The organism is Variovorax sp. GW821-FHT09D04 (assembly GCF_059416405.1).
In genome coordinates this window covers 596515-616927 of record NZ_JBWKPA010000003.1, presented here as the reverse complement: position 1 = coordinate 616927, position 20413 = coordinate 596515, and the positions used below count along the sequence as shown (strand labels likewise).

At 67.8% G+C, this 20413-nt stretch carries 20 protein-coding genes; 8 read left to right on the top strand and 12 right to left on the bottom strand.

Annotation, left to right across the window (positions count from 1 at the left end; translation table 11 throughout):
* Positions 1 to 28: 28 nt before the first annotated feature.
* The 5 genes from AC07O4_RS13185 to AC07O4_RS13165 all read right to left on the bottom strand — a co-directional run bounded on the left by AC07O4_RS13185 (position 29) and on the right by AC07O4_RS13165 (position 4368).
* Positions 29 to 1495, bottom strand: a complete 1467-nt coding sequence (locus AC07O4_RS13185; RefSeq protein WP_495304759.1) for a malonyl-CoA decarboxylase — start codon at positions 1493 to 1495, stop codon at positions 29 to 31.
* 40 nt (positions 1496 to 1535) lie between these two features.
* Complete coding sequence (locus AC07O4_RS13180; RefSeq protein ID WP_062480546.1) at positions 1536 to 2204, bottom strand: GntR family transcriptional regulator; 669 nt, start codon at positions 2202 to 2204, stop codon at positions 1536 to 1538.
* 190 nt (positions 2205 to 2394) lie between these two features.
* Positions 2395 to 3225, bottom strand: a complete 831-nt coding sequence (gene lgt / locus AC07O4_RS13175) for a prolipoprotein diacylglyceryl transferase (protein WP_095947771.1) — start codon at positions 3223 to 3225, stop codon at positions 2395 to 2397.
* A 57-nt stretch (positions 3226 to 3282) separates the two neighbouring features.
* A complete protein-coding gene (locus AC07O4_RS13170; RefSeq protein ID WP_062480550.1) occupies positions 3283 to 3552 on the bottom strand; it encodes a hypothetical protein in 270 nt (89 codons plus the stop codon).
* Positions 3553 to 3594: 42 nt separating this feature from the next.
* Complete coding sequence (locus AC07O4_RS13165; RefSeq protein WP_070060483.1) at positions 3595 to 4368, bottom strand: SDR family oxidoreductase; 774 nt, start codon at positions 4366 to 4368, stop codon at positions 3595 to 3597.
* Positions 4369 to 4507: 139 nt separating this feature from the next.
* On the opposite strand from AC07O4_RS13165, the gene AC07O4_RS13160 reads away from it, so the two are divergent.
* Complete coding sequence (locus tag AC07O4_RS13160) at positions 4508 to 5446, top strand: LysR family transcriptional regulator (RefSeq protein WP_495304758.1); 939 nt, start codon at positions 4508 to 4510, stop codon at positions 5444 to 5446.
* A 3-nt stretch (positions 5447 to 5449) separates the two neighbouring features.
* Here AC07O4_RS13160 and AC07O4_RS13155 read toward each other — a convergent pair whose 3' ends face one another.
* Positions 5450 to 6391 (bottom strand): LysR family transcriptional regulator, encoded by a 942-nt coding sequence (locus tag AC07O4_RS13155; RefSeq protein ID WP_495304757.1) that lies wholly within the window; start codon positions 6389 to 6391, stop codon positions 5450 to 5452.
* A 105-nt stretch (positions 6392 to 6496) separates the two neighbouring features.
* Between AC07O4_RS13155 and ilvD the strand changes: the two genes are divergently transcribed.
* On the top strand, positions 6497 to 8191 hold the full coding sequence (ilvD, locus tag AC07O4_RS13150; protein ID WP_495304756.1) for a dihydroxy-acid dehydratase: 1695 nt from the start codon (positions 6497 to 6499) through the stop codon (positions 8189 to 8191).
* Positions 8192 to 8198: 7 nt separating this feature from the next.
* Here the strand turns inward: ilvD and AC07O4_RS13145 are convergent, their stop codons facing one another.
* Both AC07O4_RS13145 and AC07O4_RS13140 read right to left on the bottom strand, forming a co-directional pair.
* Positions 8199 to 9017, bottom strand: coding sequence for a DUF3592 domain-containing protein (locus AC07O4_RS13145; RefSeq protein ID WP_095947776.1), 819 nt, complete (start codon positions 9015 to 9017; stop codon positions 8199 to 8201).
* A gap of 46 nt (positions 9018 to 9063) precedes the next feature.
* Positions 9064 to 9321: a TIGR04438 family Trp-rich protein gene (locus AC07O4_RS13140; RefSeq protein WP_062482640.1), complete on the bottom strand. Its 258-nt coding sequence runs from the start codon at positions 9319 to 9321 to the stop codon at positions 9064 to 9066.
* A gap of 107 nt (positions 9322 to 9428) precedes the next feature.
* Between AC07O4_RS13140 and AC07O4_RS13135 the strand changes: the two genes are divergently transcribed.
* Positions 9429 to 9734 (top strand): c-type cytochrome, encoded by a 306-nt coding sequence (locus AC07O4_RS13135; protein WP_095745089.1) that lies wholly within the window; start codon positions 9429 to 9431, stop codon positions 9732 to 9734.
* Positions 9735 to 9770: 36 nt separating this feature from the next.
* Here the strand turns inward: AC07O4_RS13135 and AC07O4_RS13130 are convergent, their stop codons facing one another.
* Positions 9771 to 10271 (bottom strand): hypothetical protein, encoded by a 501-nt coding sequence (locus tag AC07O4_RS13130; protein WP_062482638.1) that lies wholly within the window; start codon positions 10269 to 10271, stop codon positions 9771 to 9773.
* Between the two features lie 199 nt (positions 10272 to 10470).
* The gene (gene acs / locus AC07O4_RS13125) at positions 10471 to 12468 is read right to left on the bottom strand and encodes an acetate--CoA ligase (protein WP_495304755.1); all 1998 of its coding nucleotides are present in this window, start codon (positions 12466 to 12468) and stop codon (positions 10471 to 10473) included.
* Positions 12469 to 12619: 151 nt separating this feature from the next.
* On the opposite strand from acs, the gene AC07O4_RS13120 reads away from it, so the two are divergent.
* On the top strand, positions 12620 to 13255 hold the full coding sequence (locus AC07O4_RS13120; RefSeq protein WP_095947778.1) for a YqhA family protein: 636 nt from the start codon (positions 12620 to 12622) through the stop codon (positions 13253 to 13255).
* Here the strand turns inward: AC07O4_RS13120 and AC07O4_RS13115 are convergent.
* Entirely contained in the window at positions 13252 to 14163 is a 912-nt protein-coding gene (locus AC07O4_RS13115) for a LysR family transcriptional regulator (RefSeq protein WP_495304754.1), read from the bottom strand. The two genes, AC07O4_RS13120 and AC07O4_RS13115, sit on opposite strands and share 4 nt — an antisense overlap.
* 108 nt (positions 14164 to 14271) lie before the next feature.
* On the opposite strand from AC07O4_RS13115, the gene AC07O4_RS13110 reads away from it, so the two are divergent.
* A complete protein-coding gene (locus AC07O4_RS13110; protein ID WP_495304753.1) occupies positions 14272 to 14889 on the top strand; it encodes an NAD(P)-dependent oxidoreductase in 618 nt (205 codons plus the stop codon).
* 64 nt (positions 14890 to 14953) lie between these two features.
* Here AC07O4_RS13110 and fumC read toward each other — a convergent pair whose 3' ends face one another.
* On the bottom strand, positions 14954 to 16351 hold the full coding sequence (gene fumC / locus AC07O4_RS13105) for a class II fumarate hydratase (RefSeq protein WP_495304752.1): 1398 nt from the start codon (positions 16349 to 16351) through the stop codon (positions 14954 to 14956).
* A 558-nt stretch (positions 16352 to 16909) separates the two neighbouring features.
* Here fumC and proV point away from each other — a divergent pair.
* From proV to proX, 3 genes are read left to right on the top strand one after another with little or no spacing between them, the layout of a single operon-like run.
* On the top strand, positions 16910 to 18163 hold the full coding sequence (proV, locus tag AC07O4_RS13100; protein ID WP_062475815.1) for a glycine betaine/L-proline ABC transporter ATP-binding protein ProV: 1254 nt from the start codon (positions 16910 to 16912) through the stop codon (positions 18161 to 18163).
* A gap of 21 nt (positions 18164 to 18184) precedes the next feature.
* Positions 18185 to 19366: a glycine betaine/L-proline ABC transporter permease ProW gene (proW, locus tag AC07O4_RS13095; RefSeq protein ID WP_495304751.1), complete on the top strand. Its 1182-nt coding sequence runs from the start codon at positions 18185 to 18187 to the stop codon at positions 19364 to 19366.
* 22 nt (positions 19367 to 19388) lie between these two features.
* On the top strand, positions 19389 to 20399 hold the full coding sequence (proX, locus tag AC07O4_RS13090) for a glycine betaine/L-proline ABC transporter substrate-binding protein ProX (protein WP_492742197.1): 1011 nt from the start codon (positions 19389 to 19391) through the stop codon (positions 20397 to 20399).
* The last annotated feature ends 14 nt before the right edge of the window (positions 20400 to 20413 follow it).

Sequence of the window (20413 nt, the reverse complement as noted above, 5' to 3'; positions counted from 1 at the left end):
CAGCGCTGCCGCGGCGAAGCGAACGGACTCAGCCTTTTTTGAGGAACAGGCCTTCGATGTCTCCCGAAACCGCGATCTTGCCTTCGGCCAGCCAGGCGCGATGCCGGTCCAGGCGCTTGAGGTCGTACAGGTAGTTGACCATGAGGCCGTACGACTGCTTGAGCCCCTTGGCCGACGGGTCGCCGGCCCAGTTGAGCCGCTCGACGCGCGCGCCGTTGCCCAGGTGGAAGCGCGCCACCGGGTCGGCCGGCGTGCCGTCGACCAGCGTGCGGCCCAGGTACTCGGCGGTGGCCTGCAGCAGCCATTGGCGCAGCGGCGACTTGGCATCGAGCTCGGGCCCCGCGTCGACCGCGGCCAGCAGGCGCTCGGCCGTGGGCGGCACCGAGCCGACGAGGCGGCCGAGTTCGGCCTCGCGCTTCTCGTCCAGGCGCGGCAGCAGCTCGGCGGCGTTCTTGGCGAGCCACGCGCGCAGGCCCGGAATGGGCGACAGCGTGGCGAAGGTCTTCAGGCGCGGCAGCTCGTCCTGCAGGGTCTCGACCACGCGCTTGATGAGCGAATCGCCGAAGCTCACGCCGCGCAGGCCGGTTTGCGTGTTGCTGATCGAATAGAAGATCGCGGTGGTCGCCTTGGCCGGCTGCACCGGCACGGCGGCCTCGTCGAGCAGCGGCATGATGCCTTCGCTGATGCGGTCGACCAGCGCCACCTCGACAAAGATGAGTGGCTCGTTCGGCAGGCGCGGATGGAAGAAGCCGTAGCAGCGGCGGTCGCTGTCGTCCAGGCGGTTCTTCACATCGGACCAGCTCTTGATGTCGTGCACCGCTTCGTAGCGGATGAGCTTCTCGATCAGCGAGGCCGGCGAGTTCCAGTCGATGCGGCGCAGCTCGAGAAAGGCCACGTCGAACCAGGTGGAGAACAGGTGCTCCAGCTCGGCCTCGAGCGCGAGCAGGCGCTTGTCGGACTTCAGGCACGGCAGCAGGTCGGCGCGCAGGTCGACCAAAAAGCGCATGCCGCCGGGCTCGACCGCAAAGCGCTGCAGCAGCCGCATGCGCGGCGACACCAGCGCGCGGCGCAGGCGCAACTCGGCCTGCCCTTCGTCGGGCGTGCCGACGGCGCTCTGGTGCTGGTCGCGCGCGCTCTTGAGCTTGCCCGCGTCGGCGGCGAAATGCTCGCTCATGAGCGCCCAGTAGTCGCGGCGCTCTTCGGGCGAGGCGCCGGCGTAGGCCTGCGCGATGGCGTGGGCGCGGCGGCCGCCCTCGACCTCGCTCACGCGCGGATCGATCACGGCCTGCAGCTCGGCCAGCACGCGGCGCAGCGTGCGCGGTGACAGGGCCTCGTCGGCCTTGCGCAGCGTGGCCTGCAGCCGCTCGGCGGTGGTGCGGGCGCTGGGCTTGGGCGTGTGGCGGGCCGGGCCTTTCGTGGCGCCGTTGCTCGCCACGGGAACCTTGGACGATTCGCCCATGCGCAGGCGCGCCTGGAACCACTCGGTCGCACTCATCGATCTGCTCCTGTGCCGTTGGCTGTAAAGGTGGTGCGTGTCACGGCATCACCCGGGATTTCTGCTGTTGCATCACTTCGCGCAAGGCTTCGCGCTGGCGCGTCATGTGGGTGCGCATGGCGGCATCGGCGCCTTCGCTGTCGCGCGCCTTGAGCGCGGCGAACACGGCCAGGTGCTCCGACAGGCTCTGGTCGAGCCGCCCCGGCGCGTGCAGCTGCTGCAGCCGCGCCAGCTTCAGGATCTTGCGCAGGTCGCCGATCACCTGAGCCAGCCACTTGTTGTCGGCGAGCTTGATGATCGCCTCGTGAATGATGTGGTTGGTGGCGTAGTAGTCGTTGATGCGCCGCGCCTTGGCGTGGCGCACCAGGCGCTCGTGCAGCGCGTCGAGTTCGTTCAGCTCGGCGTCGCTGGCGTTGCGCGCGGCCTCGTAGGCGCAGCGCCCTTCGAGCAGCGCAATGACCGGAAAGATTTCGTCGAGGTCGCGCTCCGTCACCTCGTTCACGAAGCAGCCGCGGCGCGGCTCGTGGCGCAGCAGGCCTTCGGCCGTGAGCACCTTCAGCGCCTCGCGCAGCGGCGTGCGCGAGATCGACAGCCGCTCGCACAGGGCCACCTCATCCACGAAGCTGCCGGGCGACAGCGTGCCGTCGAAGATCTGCTCGCGCAGCGTGGCGGCGACTTCGTCGTGGAGGGAGTTGGGGACCAGGCGCATGCGTGAAGGACTCGGAAAGTCGGTGGGCGTTTCGCGTAATTTCCTGTAATTACGCATAATTGTGAGTGCATGGTTAACGCAATGCAAGGGCCGCGCCCTGCCCTTGCGGCCCGGAATTACCCTGAGACGGACGAAAAAAAGCGGCGCGCACCCGAAGGTGCTGCGCCGCGTTGTGCGGGGTGTGAAGAGGTCAGGCGCGCGCGGTGCTGCCCGTCTTGCCGGCGCGGCCGAACCAGAACCACAGCGCGATGCCGGCGATCACCATCGGCACGCTGAGCCACTGGCCCTGGCTCAGGCTGAGCGCGCGCAGGCCCAGGAAATCGTCGGGCTCGCGGAAGTACTCGGCCACGAAGCGCAGCACGCCATAACCGATGAGGAACACGGCGGCCACCTGCCCCTGCTTGCGCTCCTTGCGCGCATAGAGCCACATCACGACGAACAGCAGCAGCCCTTCGAGCAGGAACTGGTAGACCTGCGACGGGTGGCGCGGCAGCATCGAGCCGCTTTGCGGGAACACCATGCCCCACGGCAGCTCGGGGCTGCTGAAGCGGCCCCACAGCTCGCCGTTGATGAAGTTGCCCACGCGGCCCGCGGCCAGGCCGGTCGGCACGCAGGGCGCGACGAAGTCCATCACCTGCCAGAACGGCCGCGCACGCGAGCGCGCAAACCACACCATGGCGCCGATCACGCCGAGCAGGCCGCCATGGAAGCTCATGCCGCCCTGCCACACATAAAGAATCTCGAGCGGGTGCGTGAGGTAGTACTCGGGCTTGTAGAACAGGCAGTAGCCGAGCCGGCCGCCAACGATCACGCCCATGACACCCAGGAACAGGATGTCCTCGATGTCCTTGCGTTGCCACACGCCGGCCGTGGCCAGCGAGCGGAACGGCTCGTGGTGCAGGCGGCGCGTGCCCAGAAAATAAAACAGCGCGAAGGCCGCCAGGTAGGTCAGGCCGTACCAGTGGATGGCCACCGGCCCCAGCTGCAAGGCGATGGGATTGATCTGCGGATACATGAGCATCCGACGATTGTGCCGTGGCGCAATGACGCCGCCGCCACGGGGGCATTCAGGGCAATGTCAGCGCCCGAACTTCCACCACAGCAACCCCGCCACCAGGGCCGGCACCGCGAAGATGAACAGGAAGATCGGCAGCTCCTCGGCCACCGAGTACCCGGCCTTGAGCACGCCCACGGCCATGTTGATGCCCGCGCCGACGAACCACGCCGGAATGAACCACTTGGCCGCCGCGGCCAGCGCCATCGACGAGCCGTCGCCCATGAAGCGGCCGGCCAGAAGAAACACCACCAGCAGCGCGAAGCCGCCTCCCATCACCATGACTGTGTGCATCTGCGTTGTCCTCCTGGGCGCATCTTGCCGGATATCGGCGTTTCAGCGCGTGGTGTAGCCACCGTTGGCGAAGATCGTCTGGCCCGTGATCCACCAGCCTTCGGTGACCAGGAAGCGCACGATGGGCGCGATGTCCTCGATGTCGGTGAGGCCCTTCTTCGAGTACTTGCTGAGCGCGGCGGCGCTGCTGTGGTACGCCACGGCCTCGGGGCTTTCCTGGCCGTAGAAGAACGGCGTGTCCATCGGGCCGGGGCCGATGGCATTCACCGAGATGCCGCGGTCGCCGAACTCCTTGGAGGCCGCGCGCGTGTAGTGCTCCACCGCCGCCTTCGCCGCCGGGTAGATGGCATAGAACGGCGTGTAGGCCGCGAGCAGCGAGCTCACCAGCGTCACGATGCTGCCGCCGTCGGCCAGCGTGCGGCCGGCCTGCTGGATGAAGAAGAAGGCCGCCTTGGCATTGGCGTCGAAGCTCTTGTCGTAGTCGGCTTCGGTGATGTCCAGGATCGGCTTCTTGATCACCACGCCCGCCGTGTTGATCGCCAGGTCGACCTGGCCGAAGTGCTTCACGGCCTGGTCGAACAGCTTCACATTGTTCTCGACCACCGCGAGGTCGCCCTGCACCAGCAGCGTGTCGGCGCCCTTGGCCTTCAGCGCGGCGGCCGTCTGCTCGGCCTCGGCGCGCGAGCCGTCGCTGTTGTAGTGGATGGCGATGCCGCGGGCGCCGCCGTCGACCAGCTGGTGGGCGATGAGGGCACCGAGGTTCTTGCCACCGCCGGCGATGACGGCGACCTTGTTCGTGAGCGTGCGTGCGGACATGGATGGATTCCTCTGAGTGAGTGAAAGACCCGGGACGGGATGTGTGACGAGCCGCCAGTCTATTGATCGTCAAGTTGCAGATAAATCATTCATTCAAGGCTAGACTGTTCTGGAAACCACGAACAATCAGCCCGCCGCCATGGACCGCATCGAACTCCTCCAGGTCTTCCTGCGCGTGGCCGAAACCGGCAGCTTCACGCGCGCCGCCGACCGGCTGGCGCTGCCGCGCGCCACCATCTCGACCGCCATCCAGCAGCTCGAGGCCCGCCTGGGCTCGCGCCTGCTGCACCGCACCACGCGCCGCGTGGGCCTCACGCCCGACGGCGAGGTGCTGCTCGAACGGGCGCGCGCTTTGGTGGCCGACATGGAGGACATGGAGCAGCAGTTCCAGCCCGCGCACAGCAGCGTGAGCGGCCGACTCAAGGTCGACGTGCCCAGCCGCATCGCGCGCCTGCTGATCGCGCCGGCGCTGCCCGACTTCTTTGCACGTCACCCGGCGGTCGAGCTCGAACTGGGCTCCAGCGACCGCGCGGTCGACCTCGTGCTCGAAGGCGTGGACTGCGCCCTGCGCGTCGGCCCGCTCGCCAGCAGCAGCCTCGTGGCCCGGCCGCTGGGGCACTTCACGCTCATCAACTGCGCCAGCCCCGCCTACCTCGCGCGCCACGGCACGCCGCGCACGCCGGCCGACCTGCCGCAGCACGTGGCGGTCAACTACGCCTCGCCAACCAGCGGCCGGGCCGCACCCTGGGAATGGCAAGTGCGCGACGGCGAGACCCAGGTGCTGCGCCTGCGCAGCCAGGTGGCGGCGAACAACGCCGAGACCTACATCGCCTGCGCGCTGGCGGGGCTGGGCCTGATCCAGATCCCGGCCTACGACGTGCGCGAGCACCTCGCGGCCGGCGAGCTGGTGGAAGTGCTGCCCGACGCGCGCGCCGAGCCGCTGCCGGTGCACCTCGTCTACCCGCACCGACGCAATCTGTCGCGGCGGGTGCAGGCCTTCGCGGGATGGCTCGACACGCTGCTGGCGAACACGCTCGATGCGCCCTCGCCCGCCGGCCGGGCTTCGCGCAGCGCCTGAGTCTTACGCCGGCACGCGCCCCGCCCGCTCGCGCACGAAGGCCACGAAGCGCGCCAGCGCCGGATGCGCGGCTTGCGCGGGCCACACGAGGCTGGTCTCGCACACCGGCAGCGTCACGCGGCGGCGCCCCACGCCCTTGAACTCGTGGACCTGCCGGTAGACCACGCCCGCGCGCCGGAACTGCATCACGCTGTGCGGCACCCAGGCCACGCCGATGCCGCCCGACACGAGGTTGACGATGGTCTGCATCTGGATCGCCTCCTGCGCCACCTGCGGCGTCCGGCCGGCCGCGTGGTAGAGGTCGAAGATCGCGTCGTGCAGCGAGGGCACGATGCGGCGCGGAAAGATCACCAGCGGCTCGTCGAGCACCTCGGCCAACGGCACGGGCCGCGCCTCGGCCAGCCGGTGCTGGGCGGGCAGCGCGAGCACCAGCGGCTCCACCTCGACCGGCAGGCAGGCCAGCCCCGGCGGCGCGGCGCCCGGCGAATGCAGCATCAGGCCGGCATCGATCTCGCCGCGCGCGAAGGCCTCGAGCTGCACGTCGCCGGTGGCCTCGACCAGCTCCAGCGCCACCTCGGGGCACAGCACGCGGAACTCGCGCACCCAGGCCGGCAGCTGTTCAAAGCCGACCGTCGAGACGAAGGCGATGCGCACGCGCCCCACCTGCCCCGCCGCCGCCGCGCGCGCCCGCGCCGGCAGCGCCTGGGCGCGCGCCAGCAGCTCGCGCACATCGGGCAGCAGCGCCTCGCCGGCCGGCGTGAGCGCCACGCGGCGGCGCGTGCGGTCGAACAGCACCACGCCCAGCGTTTTCTCGAGCTGGGCAATGGCCTGCGTGACCGGCGGCTGCGTCATGTGCAGGCGCTGGGCGGCGCGACCGAAGTGCAGTTCTTCGGCCACGGCCACGAACTGGCGCCAGGCACGCAGATCGATGAGAGCTTCATTCATATGCCAAGCATATCAATCCATGCTTCAAATTGGATTGGAACCAATCAATCAGAAGTCCGATACTTGGCGCTCCCCTCACGATCTCCCCACGACAGAAGAGACACCATGGACACCAAGACCATCCAGATCAACCGCCGCAGCGCGAACATCACCGAAGGCAAGAGCCGCGCCCCCAACCGCTCGATGTTCTACGCCATGGGCTACGAGGAAGGCGACTTCAAGAAGCCGATGGTCGGCGTCGCCAACGGCCACAGCACCATCACGCCCTGCAACTCGGGCCTGCAGAAGCTGGCCGACGCGGCCATCGCGGGCATCGAAGAAGCCGGCGGCAACGCGCAGGTGTTCGGCACCCCCACCATCTCCGACGGCATGGCGATGGGCACCGAAGGCATGAAGTACTCGCTGGTGAGCCGCGAAGTCATCTCCGACTGCATCGAGACCTGCGTCGGCGGCCAGTGGATGGACGGCGTGCTGGTGGTCGGCGGCTGCGACAAGAACATGCCCGGCGGCCTCATGGGCATGCTGCGCGCCAACGTGCCGGCGATCTACGTGTACGGCGGCACGATCCTCCCGGGCCGCTACAAGGGCCAGGACCTGAACATCGTGAGCGTGTTCGAAGCCGTGGGCCAGAACGCCGCCGGCAACATGAGCGACGAAGATCTGCACGAGATCGAGAAGCGCGCCATTCCCGGCACCGGCTCGTGCGGCGGCATGTACACGGCCAACACGATGTCGAGCGCGTTCGAGGCGCTGGGCATCTCGCTGCCCTACTCGTCGACCATGGCGAACCCGCACGACGAGAAGGCCAACTCGGCCAAGGAATCGGCCAAGGTGCTGATCGAGGCCATCAAGAAGGACCTGAAGCCGCGCGACATCGTGACCAAGAAGGCCATCGAGAACGCGGTGGCGGTCATCATGGCCACCGGCGGCTCGACCAACGCAGTGCTGCACTTCCTGGCCATCGCGCACGCGGCTGGCGTGGAGTGGTCCATCGACGACTTCGAGCGCATGCGCAAGAAGGTGCCCGTGATCTGCGACCTGAAGCCCTCGGGCAAGTACCTCGCGGTCGACCTGCATCAGGCCGGCGGCATTCCGCAAGTGATGAAGGTGCTGCTCAAGGCCGGCCTGCTGCATGGCGACTGCATCACCATCAGCGGCCAGACCATCGAAGAAGTGCTCAAGGACGTGCCCGACGTGCCGCGCGCCGACCAGGACGTGATCCGCCCCATCGACAACCCGATGTACGAGGAAGGCCACCTGGCCATCCTGAAGGGCAACCTGTCGCCCGAAGGTGCCGTGGCTAAGATCACCGGCCTGAAGAACCCGGTCATCACCGGCCCGGCGCGCGTGTTCGACGACGAGCAGTCGGCATTGCAGGCCATCCTGGCCGGCAAGATCGTCGCCGGCGACGTGATGGTGCTGCGCTACCTCGGCCCCAAGGGCGGCCCGGGCATGCCGGAAATGCTGGCGCCCACGGGCGCGCTGATCGGCGCGGGCCTGGGCGAGAGCGTCGGCCTCATCACCGACGGCCGCTTCTCGGGCGGCACCTGGGGCATGGTGGTCGGCCACGTCGCGCCGGAAGCGGCGGCGGGCGGCACCATCGCGTTCGTGAACGAAGGCGACTCGATCACCATCGACGCGCACAAGCTGGTGCTCGAACTGAACGTGCCCGAAGCCGAGCTGGCCAAGCGCCGCGAAGGCTGGACGCCGCCGGCCCCGCGCTACACGCGCGGCGTGCAGGCCAAGTTCGCGTTCAACGCCTCGAGCGCAAGCTCGGGTGCGGTGCTCGACAAGTTCTGAAGCGGCATCAGCCCATCATCCACGCGCCGTAGCCGAAGGCCATGAAGCCCAGGCCGACGATCGCGAAGATGGCCCGGGCTTCGAAGTCCATCGCCGGGGGAAAGCTCTGCACGACGAAGTGCAGCAGCGCCCCCGCGCCGATGGTGAGAAAACCCGCACCGAACTGCTTCATCGCGCTGTCGTCGGGATAGAGAAACACCAGCGCGAAGCCGGCCAGGAACACCACGTTCGCCAGCACCGTGCCGCGCGTGCGCCATTTCTTCTGCGTGGGCGTCGGCTCGCGCACCGGCGCCGGCCGCCCCCTGCGGCCCTCCTTGAGCGCCATGCCGGTGAAGAACAGGCCGAACATCGTCGGAAAGCCGCCGAAGAGGCCGAGCCCCCAGACGATGCCCCACATGTTCTGGAAGTCGGCCACCAGCGCCTGGGCCGGGTCGGCGGTGCTGTAGCGCACCTCGACCGCATCGCCCCACTCCTTGTCCGACAGGCTGCCACCGAGCCCCTTGACGCGGCGCTTCTGCCCGTCGGCGGCGGTGTATTCGACGAGGGGCGCGCGCGTGGTGGTGACGTAGCCCTTGCTGTCCTTGCTGCGCTCTTCCACGAACTCGACCAGGCTGCCTTGCGTGCTGGCCGTGCCCGCGATCGACTGGTAGCGCTGCCAGCCCACCGTGACCGCGCCGTACAGGCCGGCGCAGCCGATCAGCAAGGCGCCAATGCCTGCGCCCCAGAAGAAGGTCTTGAAACGCCCGACCAGCGCGCCGACAGCCGGCCCGACCAGCAGCGACAGCCCGAAGACGAGCAAGGCGTGGGTGGCGGCTTCGTCGTCCATGGCGCGCGTCCTGTCGGCATGCGGCGCGGGTGACGGAGCCGCGTGGTCAGCGGCGCGGGCGCTGTTGCCCGTTGCTGGTGCGAAGGCCCATGTTGGTCTTCTGGCGGTCGATGCGCGCCTGCTTGCGCCGCTCTTCGCGCTCGATGACCTTGCGCTTGGTATAGCCCGACGAATCGGCCCAGGCCCACCAGGCCAGCGCCAGCGCGAACGGGCTCAGCACGATCCACCAGCTCCAGCCGGCGACCATGCCCACTTCGAAATATTTGAGGGCTACACCGAGCAGACCCAAGAGCAGAAACCACATCGCGAATACCCTCCGAGTTGGTCGGTATCGCCGCCGGTGCGTGTGCACCGCGCTACCTACAATCGCGTTGGATCGAATGTAACTCAGCCCTTACGAAAACAGTCCCCATGAAAAGAACGATGTTGATGGCAGCCCTGGGCCTCGGCCTCGCGGCGCCCGCCTTTGCCGACCTGGCCCTTGCCACGTCGAAGAACTGCATGAGCTGCCACGCGGTCGAACGCAAGGTGCTCGGGCCGTCGTTCAAGGACATCGCGGCCAAGTACAAGGACGACAAGGGCGCGGCCAACTCGCTGGCCACCAAGATCATCAAGGGCGGCTCGGGCGTGTGGGGCCCGGTGCCGATGCCGGCCAACAACCAGGTCAGCGAAGCCGATGCGAAGAAGCTCGCGGCCTGGGTGCTGTCGACGAAGTAATCGGCAGGAAAACGAAGCGCGCAGCGGCGCGCCCGCTCAGATGCTCGGGTTGATGTCGCTGGGCACCGGACGGCGTTCGATGCGGTCCTCGAGCTGCCCGATGTGCGCCGCCACCGTGTTGTCGGTCTGGTCCGAACGCAGCTTGACCGCGCTTTCCAGCTGATCCATGCGCGCCAGCAGCGCCGTGTGGCGGTCGGCGTTGTGCGACATGTGCTGCTTCTCCTGTGCTTCCAGGAAGTTGCGCAGCTCGGTGAAGCGCGAGGCCTCGGCCTTGTCGGCGAGGTCGCGCTGGGTCTGCATTTCCTTCGTGTGGCGCTTGGTCTCCAGCAGCACCGAGCTGTGCAGGTACAGCACGTACACGAGGAAGAAGGCTGCGAGCACGGCCGTGAGCCCCAGCATGATCAGCCCCAGCGGCGCCGACACGCTCATGAAGCCCAGCCACACGTCGGTGGGTGCCGACAACGTGCCCCAGTTCAGCGCGGCAAGCCCCGCGATGAGCAGCACGATGACAAAAAGAAAAGCGGATCTCACGCCCATGTGGCGCCTCCTTGCAAACAACCGATCACGATGACCAAGACCGCGCGCCTGTCATGGCACGTGGTGACGACATCGGTTTTACCTCAGCCAGGAGGCCGCTTTGGTGCACATGGCCGCACAAACGGCCATGTCCTACACCTCGATACAGCAGGTTCGTGACAACTGTTCCGGAATGGCCGGATTCGGCCAATCCCGGGGGTCAGTTCGTCTCGGACAGCTGATCGAGGATCGCCGGGTTCTCCAGCGTCGAGGTGTCCTGCGTGATCGCCTCGCCCTTGGCGATGCTGCGCAGCAGGCGCCGCATGATCTTGCCGCTGCGCGTCTTGGGCAGGTTGTCGCCGAAGCGGATGTCCTTGGGCTTGGCGATGGGGCCGATTTCCTTGGCGACCCACGCGCGCAGCTCGTTGGCGATCTGCTTGGCTTCCTCGCCGGTCGGGCGCGCGCGCTTGAGCACCACGAAAGCACACACGGCCTCGCCCGTCACGTCGTCAGGCCGGCCCACCACCGCGGCTTCGGCCACGAGGTCGGTCTTGGACACCAGCGCCGATTCGATTTCCATCGTGCCCAGGCGGTGGCCCGACACGTTGAGCACGTCGTCGATGCGGCCCGTGATGCGGAAGTAGCCGCGGTCGGCGCTGCGCACCGCGCCGTCGCCGGCCAGGTAGATGGTGCCGCCCATCTCTTCGGGGAAGTAGCTCTTCTTGAAGCGCTCGGGGTCGTTCCAGATGGTGCGGATCATCGAGGGCCATGGCCGCTTGATGACCAGCATGCCGCCCGCGCCGTTGGGCAGGTCCTTGCCCGTCTCGTCGACGATGGCGGCCATGATGCCCGGCAGCGGCAAGGTGCACGAGCCCGGCACCAGCGGCGTGGCGCCCGGCAGCGGCGTGATGACGTGGCCGCCGGTCTCGGTCTGCCAGAAGGTGTCGACGATCGGGCAGCGCTCGCCGCCGATGTTCCGGTGGTACCACATCCACGCTTCAGGATTGATCGGCTCGCCGACCGAACCGAGGATGCGCAGGCTGGTCAGGTCCCAGTTCTTCGGGTGCACCTTCTCGTCGCCTTCGGCCGCCTTGATGAGCGAGCGGATGGCGGTGGGCGCGGTATAGAAGATCGAGACCTTGTGCTTCTGGATCATTTCCCAGAAGCGCCCCGCATGCGGGAAGGTGGGGATGCCTTCGAACACGACCTGCGTGGCGCCAGCCGCGAGCGGGCCGTAGGCGACGTAGGTGTGGCCGGTGATCCAGCCGATGTCGGCGGTGCACCAGAACAGGTCTTCGGGGCGGATGTCGAAGGTCCAGTCCATCGTGAGCTTGGCCCACAGCAGGTAGCCGCCGGTGGCGTGCTGCACGCCCTTGGGCTTGCCGGTGGAGCCCGAGGTGTAGAGGATGAACAGCGGGTGCTCGGCATTGACCGGCACGGGCGCGCACTCGGTGCTCTGCCCGGCCAGCGCTTCGGCGAAGGTCTTGTCGCGGCCCTCGACGCGGTTCCACGCGGTGGGCGTGCGCTCGTACACGAGCACGGTCTTGAGCGTGTCGCAGCCGCCCAGCGCGATGCCGTCGTCCACGATGGCCTTCAGCGGCAGTTCCTTGCCGCCGCGCAGCTGGTAGTTGGCGGTGATGACGGCCACGGCGCCCGCGTCGATGATGCGTTCCTGCAGCGCCTTGGCCGAGAAGCCGCCGAACACCACGCTGTGGGTGGCGCCGATGCGCGCGCAGGCCTGCATGGCGACCACGCCTTCGATGGTCATCGGCATGTAGATGATGACGCGGTCGCCCTTGTTGATGCCCTGCGCCTTGAGCGCGTTGGCGAACTGGCTCACGCGGGCCAGCAGCTCCTTGTAGGTGACGCGGGTGACGGCGCCGTCGTCGGCTTCGAAGACGATGGCGGTCTTGTTCTCGACGGGGGTGCCGATGTGCTTGTCCAGGCAGTTGGCGCTGGCGTTGAGTTCACCGTCGCCGAACCATTCGTAGAACGGCGCCTTCGATTCGTCCAGGGTGCGGGTGAAGGGCTTGGTCCACTGCAGGTTGTCCTTGGCCAGCCGGGTCCAGAAGCCTTCGAAGTCCTGTTCGGCTTCCTTGCACAGCGCCTCGTAGGCGGCCATGCCGGCAATGCGGGCGCCTTCGGTGGCGCGGGCGTCGGGCGGGAACACGCGGTTCTCGACCAGGACGGATTCAATGTTCTTCGATGCGCTGCTCATGCTCTTGTCTCCTGATTGAATGCGGCCGTAATGTCGGGGCACGCACTTACGGGCCACTGACGGGGTCGATGTTAGTTCGCAGGGTTATCACGAGTGCGTCACTGGGAGACCTCTAGAATCGCCCGACTTTTTACATCTGTCTTCTTACTTCATGTCCGCCCCCGATCCTTTCGACGCCCGGAACGCGCCCGTACCAGCACGCAGTTCCCCGCTGAAGCCACTGCCCCGGCTCATCTTCGCGAGCCGCTGGTTGCAGCTGCCGCTGTACCTGGGGCTGATCGTGGCGCAGGGCGTGTACGTGGTGCACTTCCTGGTCGAACTGCTGCACCTGGTCGAAGCCGCCTTCGGCAACAAGGACGCGCTGCAGGCCCTGATCGCGAGCATCGGCTACAAGACCACCGCACCGGTCGGCTCGCTCAACGAGACGGTGATCATGCTGGTGGTGCTGGCGCTGATCGACGTGGTGATGATCTCCAACCTGCTGATCATGGTGATCGTGGGCGGCTACGAGACCTTCGTGAGTCGCATGGACCTCGAAGGCCACCAGGACCAGCCCGAATGGCTGAGCCACGTGAACGCCTCGGTGCTCAAGGTGAAGCTGGCCACCGCCATCATCGGCATCAGCTCGATCCACCTGCTCAAGACCTTCATCAACGCGGACAACTACACCGACAAGGTGCTGATCGCGCAGACCGTGATCCACATCGCGTTCCTGTTCTCGGCCATGGCCATCGCCTACACCGACAAGCTGATGAACGAAGCCGCAGCCGCCAACGCCCACCACTAGGAAGGCGTGTCCCAGGCCGGCACTTCGGTGAAGCGCTCGGCCAGGAAATCGAGCAGGGTGCGCAGCGCAGACGGCATGTGCTTGCGCGAGGCGTACACCGCGTACACCCCCAGCACCTGCGGCTCGTGATCGGGAAAGAGCGACACCAGCTCGCCCGATTGCAGTAACCCCGACGTCAGATAGGTGGGCAGCATTGCGATGCCCGCCCCGGCCCGTGCCAGCGCCATCAGGCTGGCCGCGTCGTTGGTCGAGAGGTTGCCGGCCACGGCCACCGAGACCGGCAGGCCGTCGGCCTTGCGCGTGAAGTTCCACAGGCTGCGGCCGAAATACGAGTGCGTGAGGCAGTTGCGCTGCGCCAGCTCTTCCACGCGCTGCGGCTGGCCGTGCGTCTTCAGGTAGTCGGGCGTCGCGCAGACCACCGAACGGCACACCGAGAGCCGGCGCGCGATGAGGTTCGGATCGATCTCGGACGACACGCGGATGGCGAGGTCGATGCGCTCGTCCACCAGGTTCACCGCGCGGTCGAGCAGCACCAGGTCGACCGCCACGCCCGGGTAGCGCCGCACGTAGTCGGCCACCGCGCCGGCCAGCTGCGCCTGCGCGAACGAGGTGCTGGCCGTGATGCGCAATTGCCCGCTCGGCGCCTCGGCCGGATGGCGCACCGCCACCTGCATGTCGCCCGCAAGCTCCAGCACCTGGCGGCAGCGCGGCAGCAGCTCTTCGCCCGCCGCCGTGAGGCTCAGGCGGCGCGTCGTGCGGTGCAGCAGGCGTGCGCCGGTCCATTGCTCCAGTTCGGCCACGTAGCGCGTGACCACCGGGCGCGACAGGTCGAGCTTGTCGGCCGCGGCCGAGAGGCTGCCCGCGTCCACCACAGTCACGAACACCCGCATTGCGTTCAATCGGTCCATTCGAACGATTTTAGGAATAAAGAAGCGCGGAATTCGAGGTATTTCTTTCGAAACCAGAAACCTAAGATGCGGTTCATCCCCTTCCCAACCTTTTGACTGGAGTCCCTCATGAGCCACATCGCCATCCTCGGCGCCACCGGACGTGCCGGCGGCCGCCTTCTCGAAGAAGCGCTGCGCCGCGGCCACACCGTGACGGCCATCGCCCGCCATGCCAGCGCAAAGCTGGCGGGCCGTGCCAACGTCAAGACCGTCGATGTCGACGCGCTCGACGCCGCCGCCCTAGAAAGGGCCGTGGCCGGCCATGACGCCGTGTTCAGCGCCGCGCACTTCGCCACCGTGCCGCCCGCGGCCGTCATCGAGCCCGTGAAGCGCGCGGGCGTGAAGCGCCTGCTGGTGGTCGGCGGTGCCGGCAGCCTGTTCGCGGCGCCCGGCCTGAAGGTGATCGACACGCCGAACTTCCCCGATGCCTACCGCGCCGAAGCCACGGCCGGCGGCGTGTTCCTCGATGCGCTGCGCAACGAGAAGGACCTCGACTGGACCTTCCTGTCGCCCTCCGCCGAATTCGTCGAAGGCGAGCGCACCGGCAAGTTCCGCCTCGGCAAGGACGACCTGCTGGTGAGCGCCGAAGGCCGCAGCTGGATCACCTTCGAGGACTACGCGATCGCGTTCATCGACGAGCTCGAGAAGCCCGCGCACTCGCGCCAGCGCTACACGATCGGCTACTGATCGATCGGCCGGCAACGAAAAAGGACCCTCGCGGGTCCTTTTTTCTTTGGGGCTGCGGAGCGGATCAGCGACCGGTCATGTTCTCCGGCACCACCCACTGGTCGAACTGCTCGGCCGTCAGGTGCCCCGACGCGATCGCCGCCTCGCGCAGGCTCGTGCCTTCCTTGTGCGCCTTCTTCGCGATGTAGGCCGACTTGTCGTAGCCGATGTGCGTGTTCAGCGCCGTCACCAGCATCAGCGAACGCTGCACCAGCTCCGTGATGCGTTCGCGGTTCGGCTCGATGCCCACGGCGCAATGGTCGTTGAAGCTCACCATGCCGTCGGCCAGCAGGCGCACGCTCTGCAGGAAGTTGTGCGCCACCATCGGGCGGAACACGTTCAGCTCGAAGTTGCCCGAGGCCCCGCCGATGTTGATGGCGACATCGTTGCCGAACACCTGCGCGGCCAGCATCGTCACGGCCTCGCTCTGGGTCGGGTTGACCTTGCCCGGCATGATCGACGAGCCCGGTTCGTTCTCGGGAATGCTCAGTTCGCCGATGCCGCTGCGCGGGCCGCTCGCGAGCCAGCGCACGTCGTTGGCGATCTTGTTCATGCTGGCGGCGAGCGTCTTCAGCGCGCCGTGGGCATGCACCAGCGCATCGACGCTGGCCATGGCTTCGAACTTGTTCGGCGCGGTCACGAACGGCAGGTTCGTGAGCTTCGCGAGTTCGGCCGCGACCTGCTCCGCGTAGCCCTTGGGCGCGTTGAGCCCGGTGCCGACGGCCGTGCCGCCCAGCGCCAGTTCGCACAGGTGCGGCAGCGCGGCGCGCACGTGCGCCTCGCCGTGCGCCAGTTGCGCCACGTAGCCCGAGAACTCCTGGCCCAGCGTGAGCGGCGTGGCGTCCTGCAGGTGGGTGCGCCCGATCTTCACGATGTCGGCGAAGTCTTCGGCCTTCTTCGCCAGCGTACCGCGCAGCTTGGCGATGGCGGGCAGCAGCTTGTGCGTGATGGCTTCCACGGCCGCCACGTGCATGGCGGTGGGGAACACGTCGTTGCTCGACTGGCTGCGGTTCACGTCGTCGTTCGGGTGCACCAGGCGCCCTTCCCCGCGCTCGCCGCCGAGCAGTTCGCTGGCGCGGTTGGCCAGCACCTCGTTGACGTTCATGTTGCTCTGCGTGCCCGAGCCGGTCTGCCAGACCACCAGCGGGAACTCGCCCGGGTGCTTGCCGGCAATGACTTCGTCGGCCGCGGCCACGATGGCTTGGGTCTTCTTCTCGTCCTGCAGGCCCAGCGCGTGGTTGACCACGGCGGACGCGCGCTTGACCTGCGCCAGCGCCTTGATGATCTCGCGCGGCTGCTGTTCGCCGGAGATGTCGAAGTTCTGCAGCGAGCGCTGCGTCTGCGCGCCCCACAGCTTGTCGGCCGGCACGTCGATCGGGCCGAAGGTGTCGCGCTCGGCACGGGTCTTGGGAGAAGTCGTCATGAGAAAAATGGCTCCACAGTCTTGGATGGTTGCGCCCGCTCACCGGGCGCGGTGCCGAGTATGGTCTCAATAAGAATAGCTCGCATCTGACGAGGCCTTTCGCCCGGGTCCCACAGACACGATACGCCCGTGGGTTGACTCGCGTCATGCCAAAAAGTTATAATTAGCGGCTTCCGACGACCAACAAGTCATGTTGGTCACCCTTGCACTACTCGCGGATCTGCGAATCCCGTCGCGGTGCAAGGCCCTTCACGCCGGGCTCAGCCCGGCAAACCGGCCGGATCTTTTTTCCGGCCCCATTGCCACGTCACGCTCATCCAGGCGGCGCCCCTCGACCAGGCCCGTTGTCTGCGAATGAAGCATCCGGCGGGCACTGGCTTCGTCGCCAAGTCGTCTTCAGTGCCTGTCGGCAGCCCTCGGGGCTCGCCGGGCCATTGCATGCGCATGCGCAATCTTCATGCGCGCTGTCGGGCAGCTCCCTCATCGGGCTGATGGCGTGGCCGTTGCCGCCCTCCGGGGCGGTGCTGTGTCCACCCTTCACTCAAGGAGCCCCGGCATATGGCCAAAGGAATTCTCATCGACCATGTCTTCAAGGTGTTCGGCGACTCGCCCGAACAAGCCCTCGAGCTGGTCCGCCAAGGCTTTTCCAAGAAGGAAATCCTGGCGAAGACCGGCCAGTCGATCGGCGTGTTCGATGCCACCTTCGAGATCCAGGCCGGCGAGATCTTCGTGATCATGGGCCTGTCGGGCTCGGGCAAGTCGACGCTGGTGCGCCTGTTGAACCGGCTCATCGAGCCGACCGCCGGGCGCATCGTGATCGACGGCGCCGACATCAACGAGCACTCCGACAGCAAGCTGCGCGCGCTGCGCCGCAAGGACATCAGCATGGTGTTCCAGTCGTTCGCGTTGATGCCGCACATGACGGTGCGCGAGAACACCGCCTTCGGCCTGGAGCTGTCGGGCACGCGCAAGAAAGACCGCCTCGCGCAGGCTGACCTGGCGCTCGCGCAGGTGGGCCTTTCGGGCTGGGGCGACAGCTACCCCGACGAGCTGTCGGGCGGCATGCAGCAGCGCGTGGGCCTGGCGCGCGCGCTGGCGTCTGATCCGTCGATCCTGCTGATGGACGAGGCCTTCTCGGCGCTCGACCCGATCATCCGCACCGAGATGCAGTCGGAGCTGCTGCGGCTGCAGCAGGTGCAACGCCGCACCATCGTCTTCATCTCGCACGACCTGGACGAAGCCATGCGCATCGGCGACCGCATCGCGATCATGAAGGACGGCCACGTGATCCAGGTCGGCACGCCCGACGAAATCCTGCGCACCCCGGCCGACGACTACGTGCGCAGCTTCGTGCGCGGCGTGGACGCAGCGGCGGTGTTCAAGGCGGCCGACATCGCGCGCAAGTCGCTCACCGTGGTGTGCGAGCACCCCGAGCGCGGCGCGCGCGCGGCGCTCAAGCTGCTCGAAGACCAGGACCGCGACTTCGCCTACGTGACCAGCCCGACCAAGCGCTTCCTGGGCGTGGTCTCGGCCGACACGCTGCGCGGTGCGCTCGACGGACATTCGGGCCCGCTCGGGTTGCAGCACGCCTTCCTCGAGGACCTGCCGCGCATCGACGCCGAAGCCCCCGTGGCCGGCCTGATCGGCCAGCTCGCGCAGGCGCCCTGCGCCCTGCCGGTCGTGGCCGGCGACGGCCGCTTCTGCGGCGCGATCAGCAAGACGACGCTGCTGCGCTTCCTCGACCGCGACACGCCGCCGATCGAACCCGTCTCGCCGCACGCCGCGCCCGCACTCGCCGCCGAGCCGCACTGAATGCACGAAGGACCTTGAACGATGAACGACACCACATTGCCTTCCGACCTGAACGCGCCCCTGCTGGACACCCCCGTCCTGGACACGCCCGCCGCGCCCCCCGCCCTCGATCCGTGGGAAGCCATCTCGGCCGCGCCTGACACCTCGACCGCCAGCGCCTGGCTCGACGCGCCGGCGAACACCACGCACGCCCTCGCGGGCCAAGCCGACACCGCCACCAACGGCTTCGCGCTGCACCGCCTGTGGGACGGCTCGCTGCCCGTCGAGGCCTGGATCAACCAGGGCCTGGGTTGGGTGGTGGAACACTTCCGTCCCTTCTTCCAGACCGTGCGCCTGCCCATCGACAGCACGCTCAACTCGGTGCAGGGCCTGCTCACCGCCCTGCCCGCGCTGCCGATGATCGCGCTCATCGGCCTGCTCGCCTGGCAGTTCGCCGGCCGCGCGCTGGCCATCGGCACCGTCGTGTCGCTGATGCTGGTGACCGTGCTGGGCATCTGGCCCGAAGCCATGGTCACGCTGTCGCTGGTGCTGACCTCATTGGTGTTCTGCATGGTCATCGGCCTGCCGCTGGGCGTGCTGCTGGCCAGCAGCGACCGGGCCCAGCGCGTGATGCGCCCGGTGCTCGACGCCATGCAGACCACGCCAGCCTTCGTGTACCTCGTGCCGGTGGTGATGCTGTTCGGCATCGGCAACGTGCCGGGCGTGATCGTGACCATCGTCTTCGCGCTCGCCCCGCTGGTGCGCCTGACCAACCTCGGCCTGCGCCAGGTGCGCCCCGACCTCATCGAGGCCGCGCGCGCCTACGGCGCCTCGCCCTGGCAGATGCTCGTGAAGGTGAAGCTGCCGCTGGCCATGCCCTCGATCATGGCGGGCATCAACCAGGCGCTGATGCTGTCGCTGTCGATGGTGGTGATCGCCTCGATGATCGCCGTGGGCGGCCTGGGCCAGATGGTGCTGCGCGGCATCGGCCGGCTCGACATGGGCCTGGCCACCGTCGGCGGCCTGGGCATCGTGCTGCTGGCGATCACGCTGGACCGCCTGACGCAGGCCATGGGCAAGTCGCGCCGCAGCGCCGGCCACCGCTGGTGGCACACCGGCCCGGCCGGCTTCGCGCTGCGCACGCTGCAGCGCCTCGTCGGCACGCCCTCGCGCGGCTCGCACGCCGATGACGCCGTGCCCGCCCTTTCCACGCAAGCGCACTGACCGCCCCGGAGGACAACCACGCATGAAGACCACCCGCCTCTTCCTTGCCCGCGGCCTCCTGGCGCTGGGCCTTATCGCCTTCGGTGCGACCGCGCAGGCCGCCAACGACCTGCCCGGCCAGGGCGTCACCGTACAGCCGCTGAAAAGCTCGCTCGCCGAGGAAGCCTTCCAGACGCTGCTGGTGATGCGCGCGCTCGAGAAGCTCGGCTACAAGGTCGAGCCCATGAAGGACCTCGAGCCCGCCACCGAGCACCTGGCCATTGCCAATGGCGACGCCACCTTCATGGCCAACCACTGGAGCCTGCTGCACGCCGACTTCTACAAGAACAGCGGCGGCGACGCCAAGCTGTGGCGCCAGGGCACGTACTCCGACGGCGCGGTGCAGGGCTACCTGATCGACCGCAAGACCGCCGAGCAGTACAACATCACCAACCTCGCGCAGCTGAAGGACCCGGCGATTGCGAAGCTGTTCGATGCCGACGGCGACGGCAAGGCCGACCTCACCGGCTGCAACCCCGGCTGGGGCTGCGAGCTGGCCATCGAGAACCACCTGAACACCTACCAGCTGCGCGACAGCGTGACCCACAAACAGGGCAGCTACGCCGCGCTCATGGCCGACACCATCGCGCGCTTCAAGCAGGACAAGCCGATCCTCTACTACACGTGGACGCCCTACTGGGTCAGCGCCGTGCTGCGCCCGGGCGCCGACGTGGTCTGGCTGCAGGTGCCGTTCTCGCCGCCGCAGGCCGGCGCGCAGGTCGACACCCGGCTTCCCAACGGCCGCAACTACGGCTTCCTGGCCAACGAGCAGCGCATCGTCGCCAACCGGGCCTTCATCGAGAAGAACCCCGCCGCCGGCCGCCTGTTCGAGGTGATGAAGCTGCCGATCAGCGACATCAACGCGCAGAACCTGCGCATGAGCGAAGGCGCGAACAGCATGCAGGACGTGACGCGGCACACCGACGGGTGGATTCGGGTGCACCAGGCGACGTTCGATGGGTGGATTGCGCAGGCGCGCGCGGCGGCCCGGTAACACGGCCTCACCCC

Coding starts and splice junctions, on each gene's coding strand:
- AC07O4_RS13145 (WP_095947776.1), bottom strand. CDS start 9,017: ATGGACGACGAAGCCGCCACCCACGCCTTGCTCGTCTTCGGGCTGTCG.
- AC07O4_RS13185 (WP_495304759.1), bottom strand. CDS start 1,495: ATGAGTGCGACCGAGTGGTTCCAGGCGCGCCTGCGCATGGGCGAATCG.
- AC07O4_RS13160 (WP_495304758.1), top strand. CDS start 4,508: ATGGACCGCATCGAACTCCTCCAGGTCTTCCTGCGCGTGGCCGAAACC.
- AC07O4_RS13135 (WP_095745089.1), top strand. CDS start 9,429: ATGAAAAGAACGATGTTGATGGCAGCCCTGGGCCTCGGCCTCGCGGCG.
- AC07O4_RS13120 (WP_095947778.1), top strand. CDS start 12,620: ATGTCCGCCCCCGATCCTTTCGACGCCCGGAACGCGCCCGTACCAGCA.
- AC07O4_RS13180 (WP_062480546.1), bottom strand. CDS start 2,204: ATGCGCCTGGTCCCCAACTCCCTCCACGACGAAGTCGCCGCCACGCTG.
- AC07O4_RS13130 (WP_062482638.1), bottom strand. CDS start 10,271: ATGGGCGTGAGATCCGCTTTTCTTTTTGTCATCGTGCTGCTCATCGCG.
- proV (WP_062475815.1), top strand. CDS start 16,910: ATGGCCAAAGGAATTCTCATCGACCATGTCTTCAAGGTGTTCGGCGAC.
- AC07O4_RS13165 (WP_070060483.1), bottom strand. CDS start 4,368: ATGTCCGCACGCACGCTCACGAACAAGGTCGCCGTCATCGCCGGCGGT.
- fumC (WP_495304752.1), bottom strand. CDS start 16,351: ATGACGACTTCTCCCAAGACCCGTGCCGAGCGCGACACCTTCGGCCCG.
- AC07O4_RS13170 (WP_062480550.1), bottom strand. CDS start 3,552: ATGCACACAGTCATGGTGATGGGAGGCGGCTTCGCGCTGCTGGTGGTG.
- lgt (WP_095947771.1), bottom strand. CDS start 3,225: ATGCTCATGTATCCGCAGATCAATCCCATCGCCTTGCAGCTGGGGCCG.
- ilvD (WP_495304756.1), top strand. CDS start 6,497: ATGGACACCAAGACCATCCAGATCAACCGCCGCAGCGCGAACATCACC.
- proW (WP_495304751.1), top strand. CDS start 18,185: ATGAACGACACCACATTGCCTTCCGACCTGAACGCGCCCCTGCTGGAC.
- acs (WP_495304755.1), bottom strand. CDS start 12,468: ATGAGCAGCGCATCGAAGAACATTGAATCCGTCCTGGTCGAGAACCGC.
- proX (WP_492742197.1), top strand. CDS start 19,389: ATGAAGACCACCCGCCTCTTCCTTGCCCGCGGCCTCCTGGCGCTGGGC.
- AC07O4_RS13140 (WP_062482640.1), bottom strand. CDS start 9,321: ATGTGGTTTCTGCTCTTGGGTCTGCTCGGTGTAGCCCTCAAATATTTC.
- AC07O4_RS13110 (WP_495304753.1), top strand. CDS start 14,272: ATGAGCCACATCGCCATCCTCGGCGCCACCGGACGTGCCGGCGGCCGC.
- AC07O4_RS13155 (WP_495304757.1), bottom strand. CDS start 6,391: ATGAATGAAGCTCTCATCGATCTGCGTGCCTGGCGCCAGTTCGTGGCC.
- AC07O4_RS13115 (WP_495304754.1), bottom strand. CDS start 14,163: ATGGACCGATTGAACGCAATGCGGGTGTTCGTGACTGTGGTGGACGCG.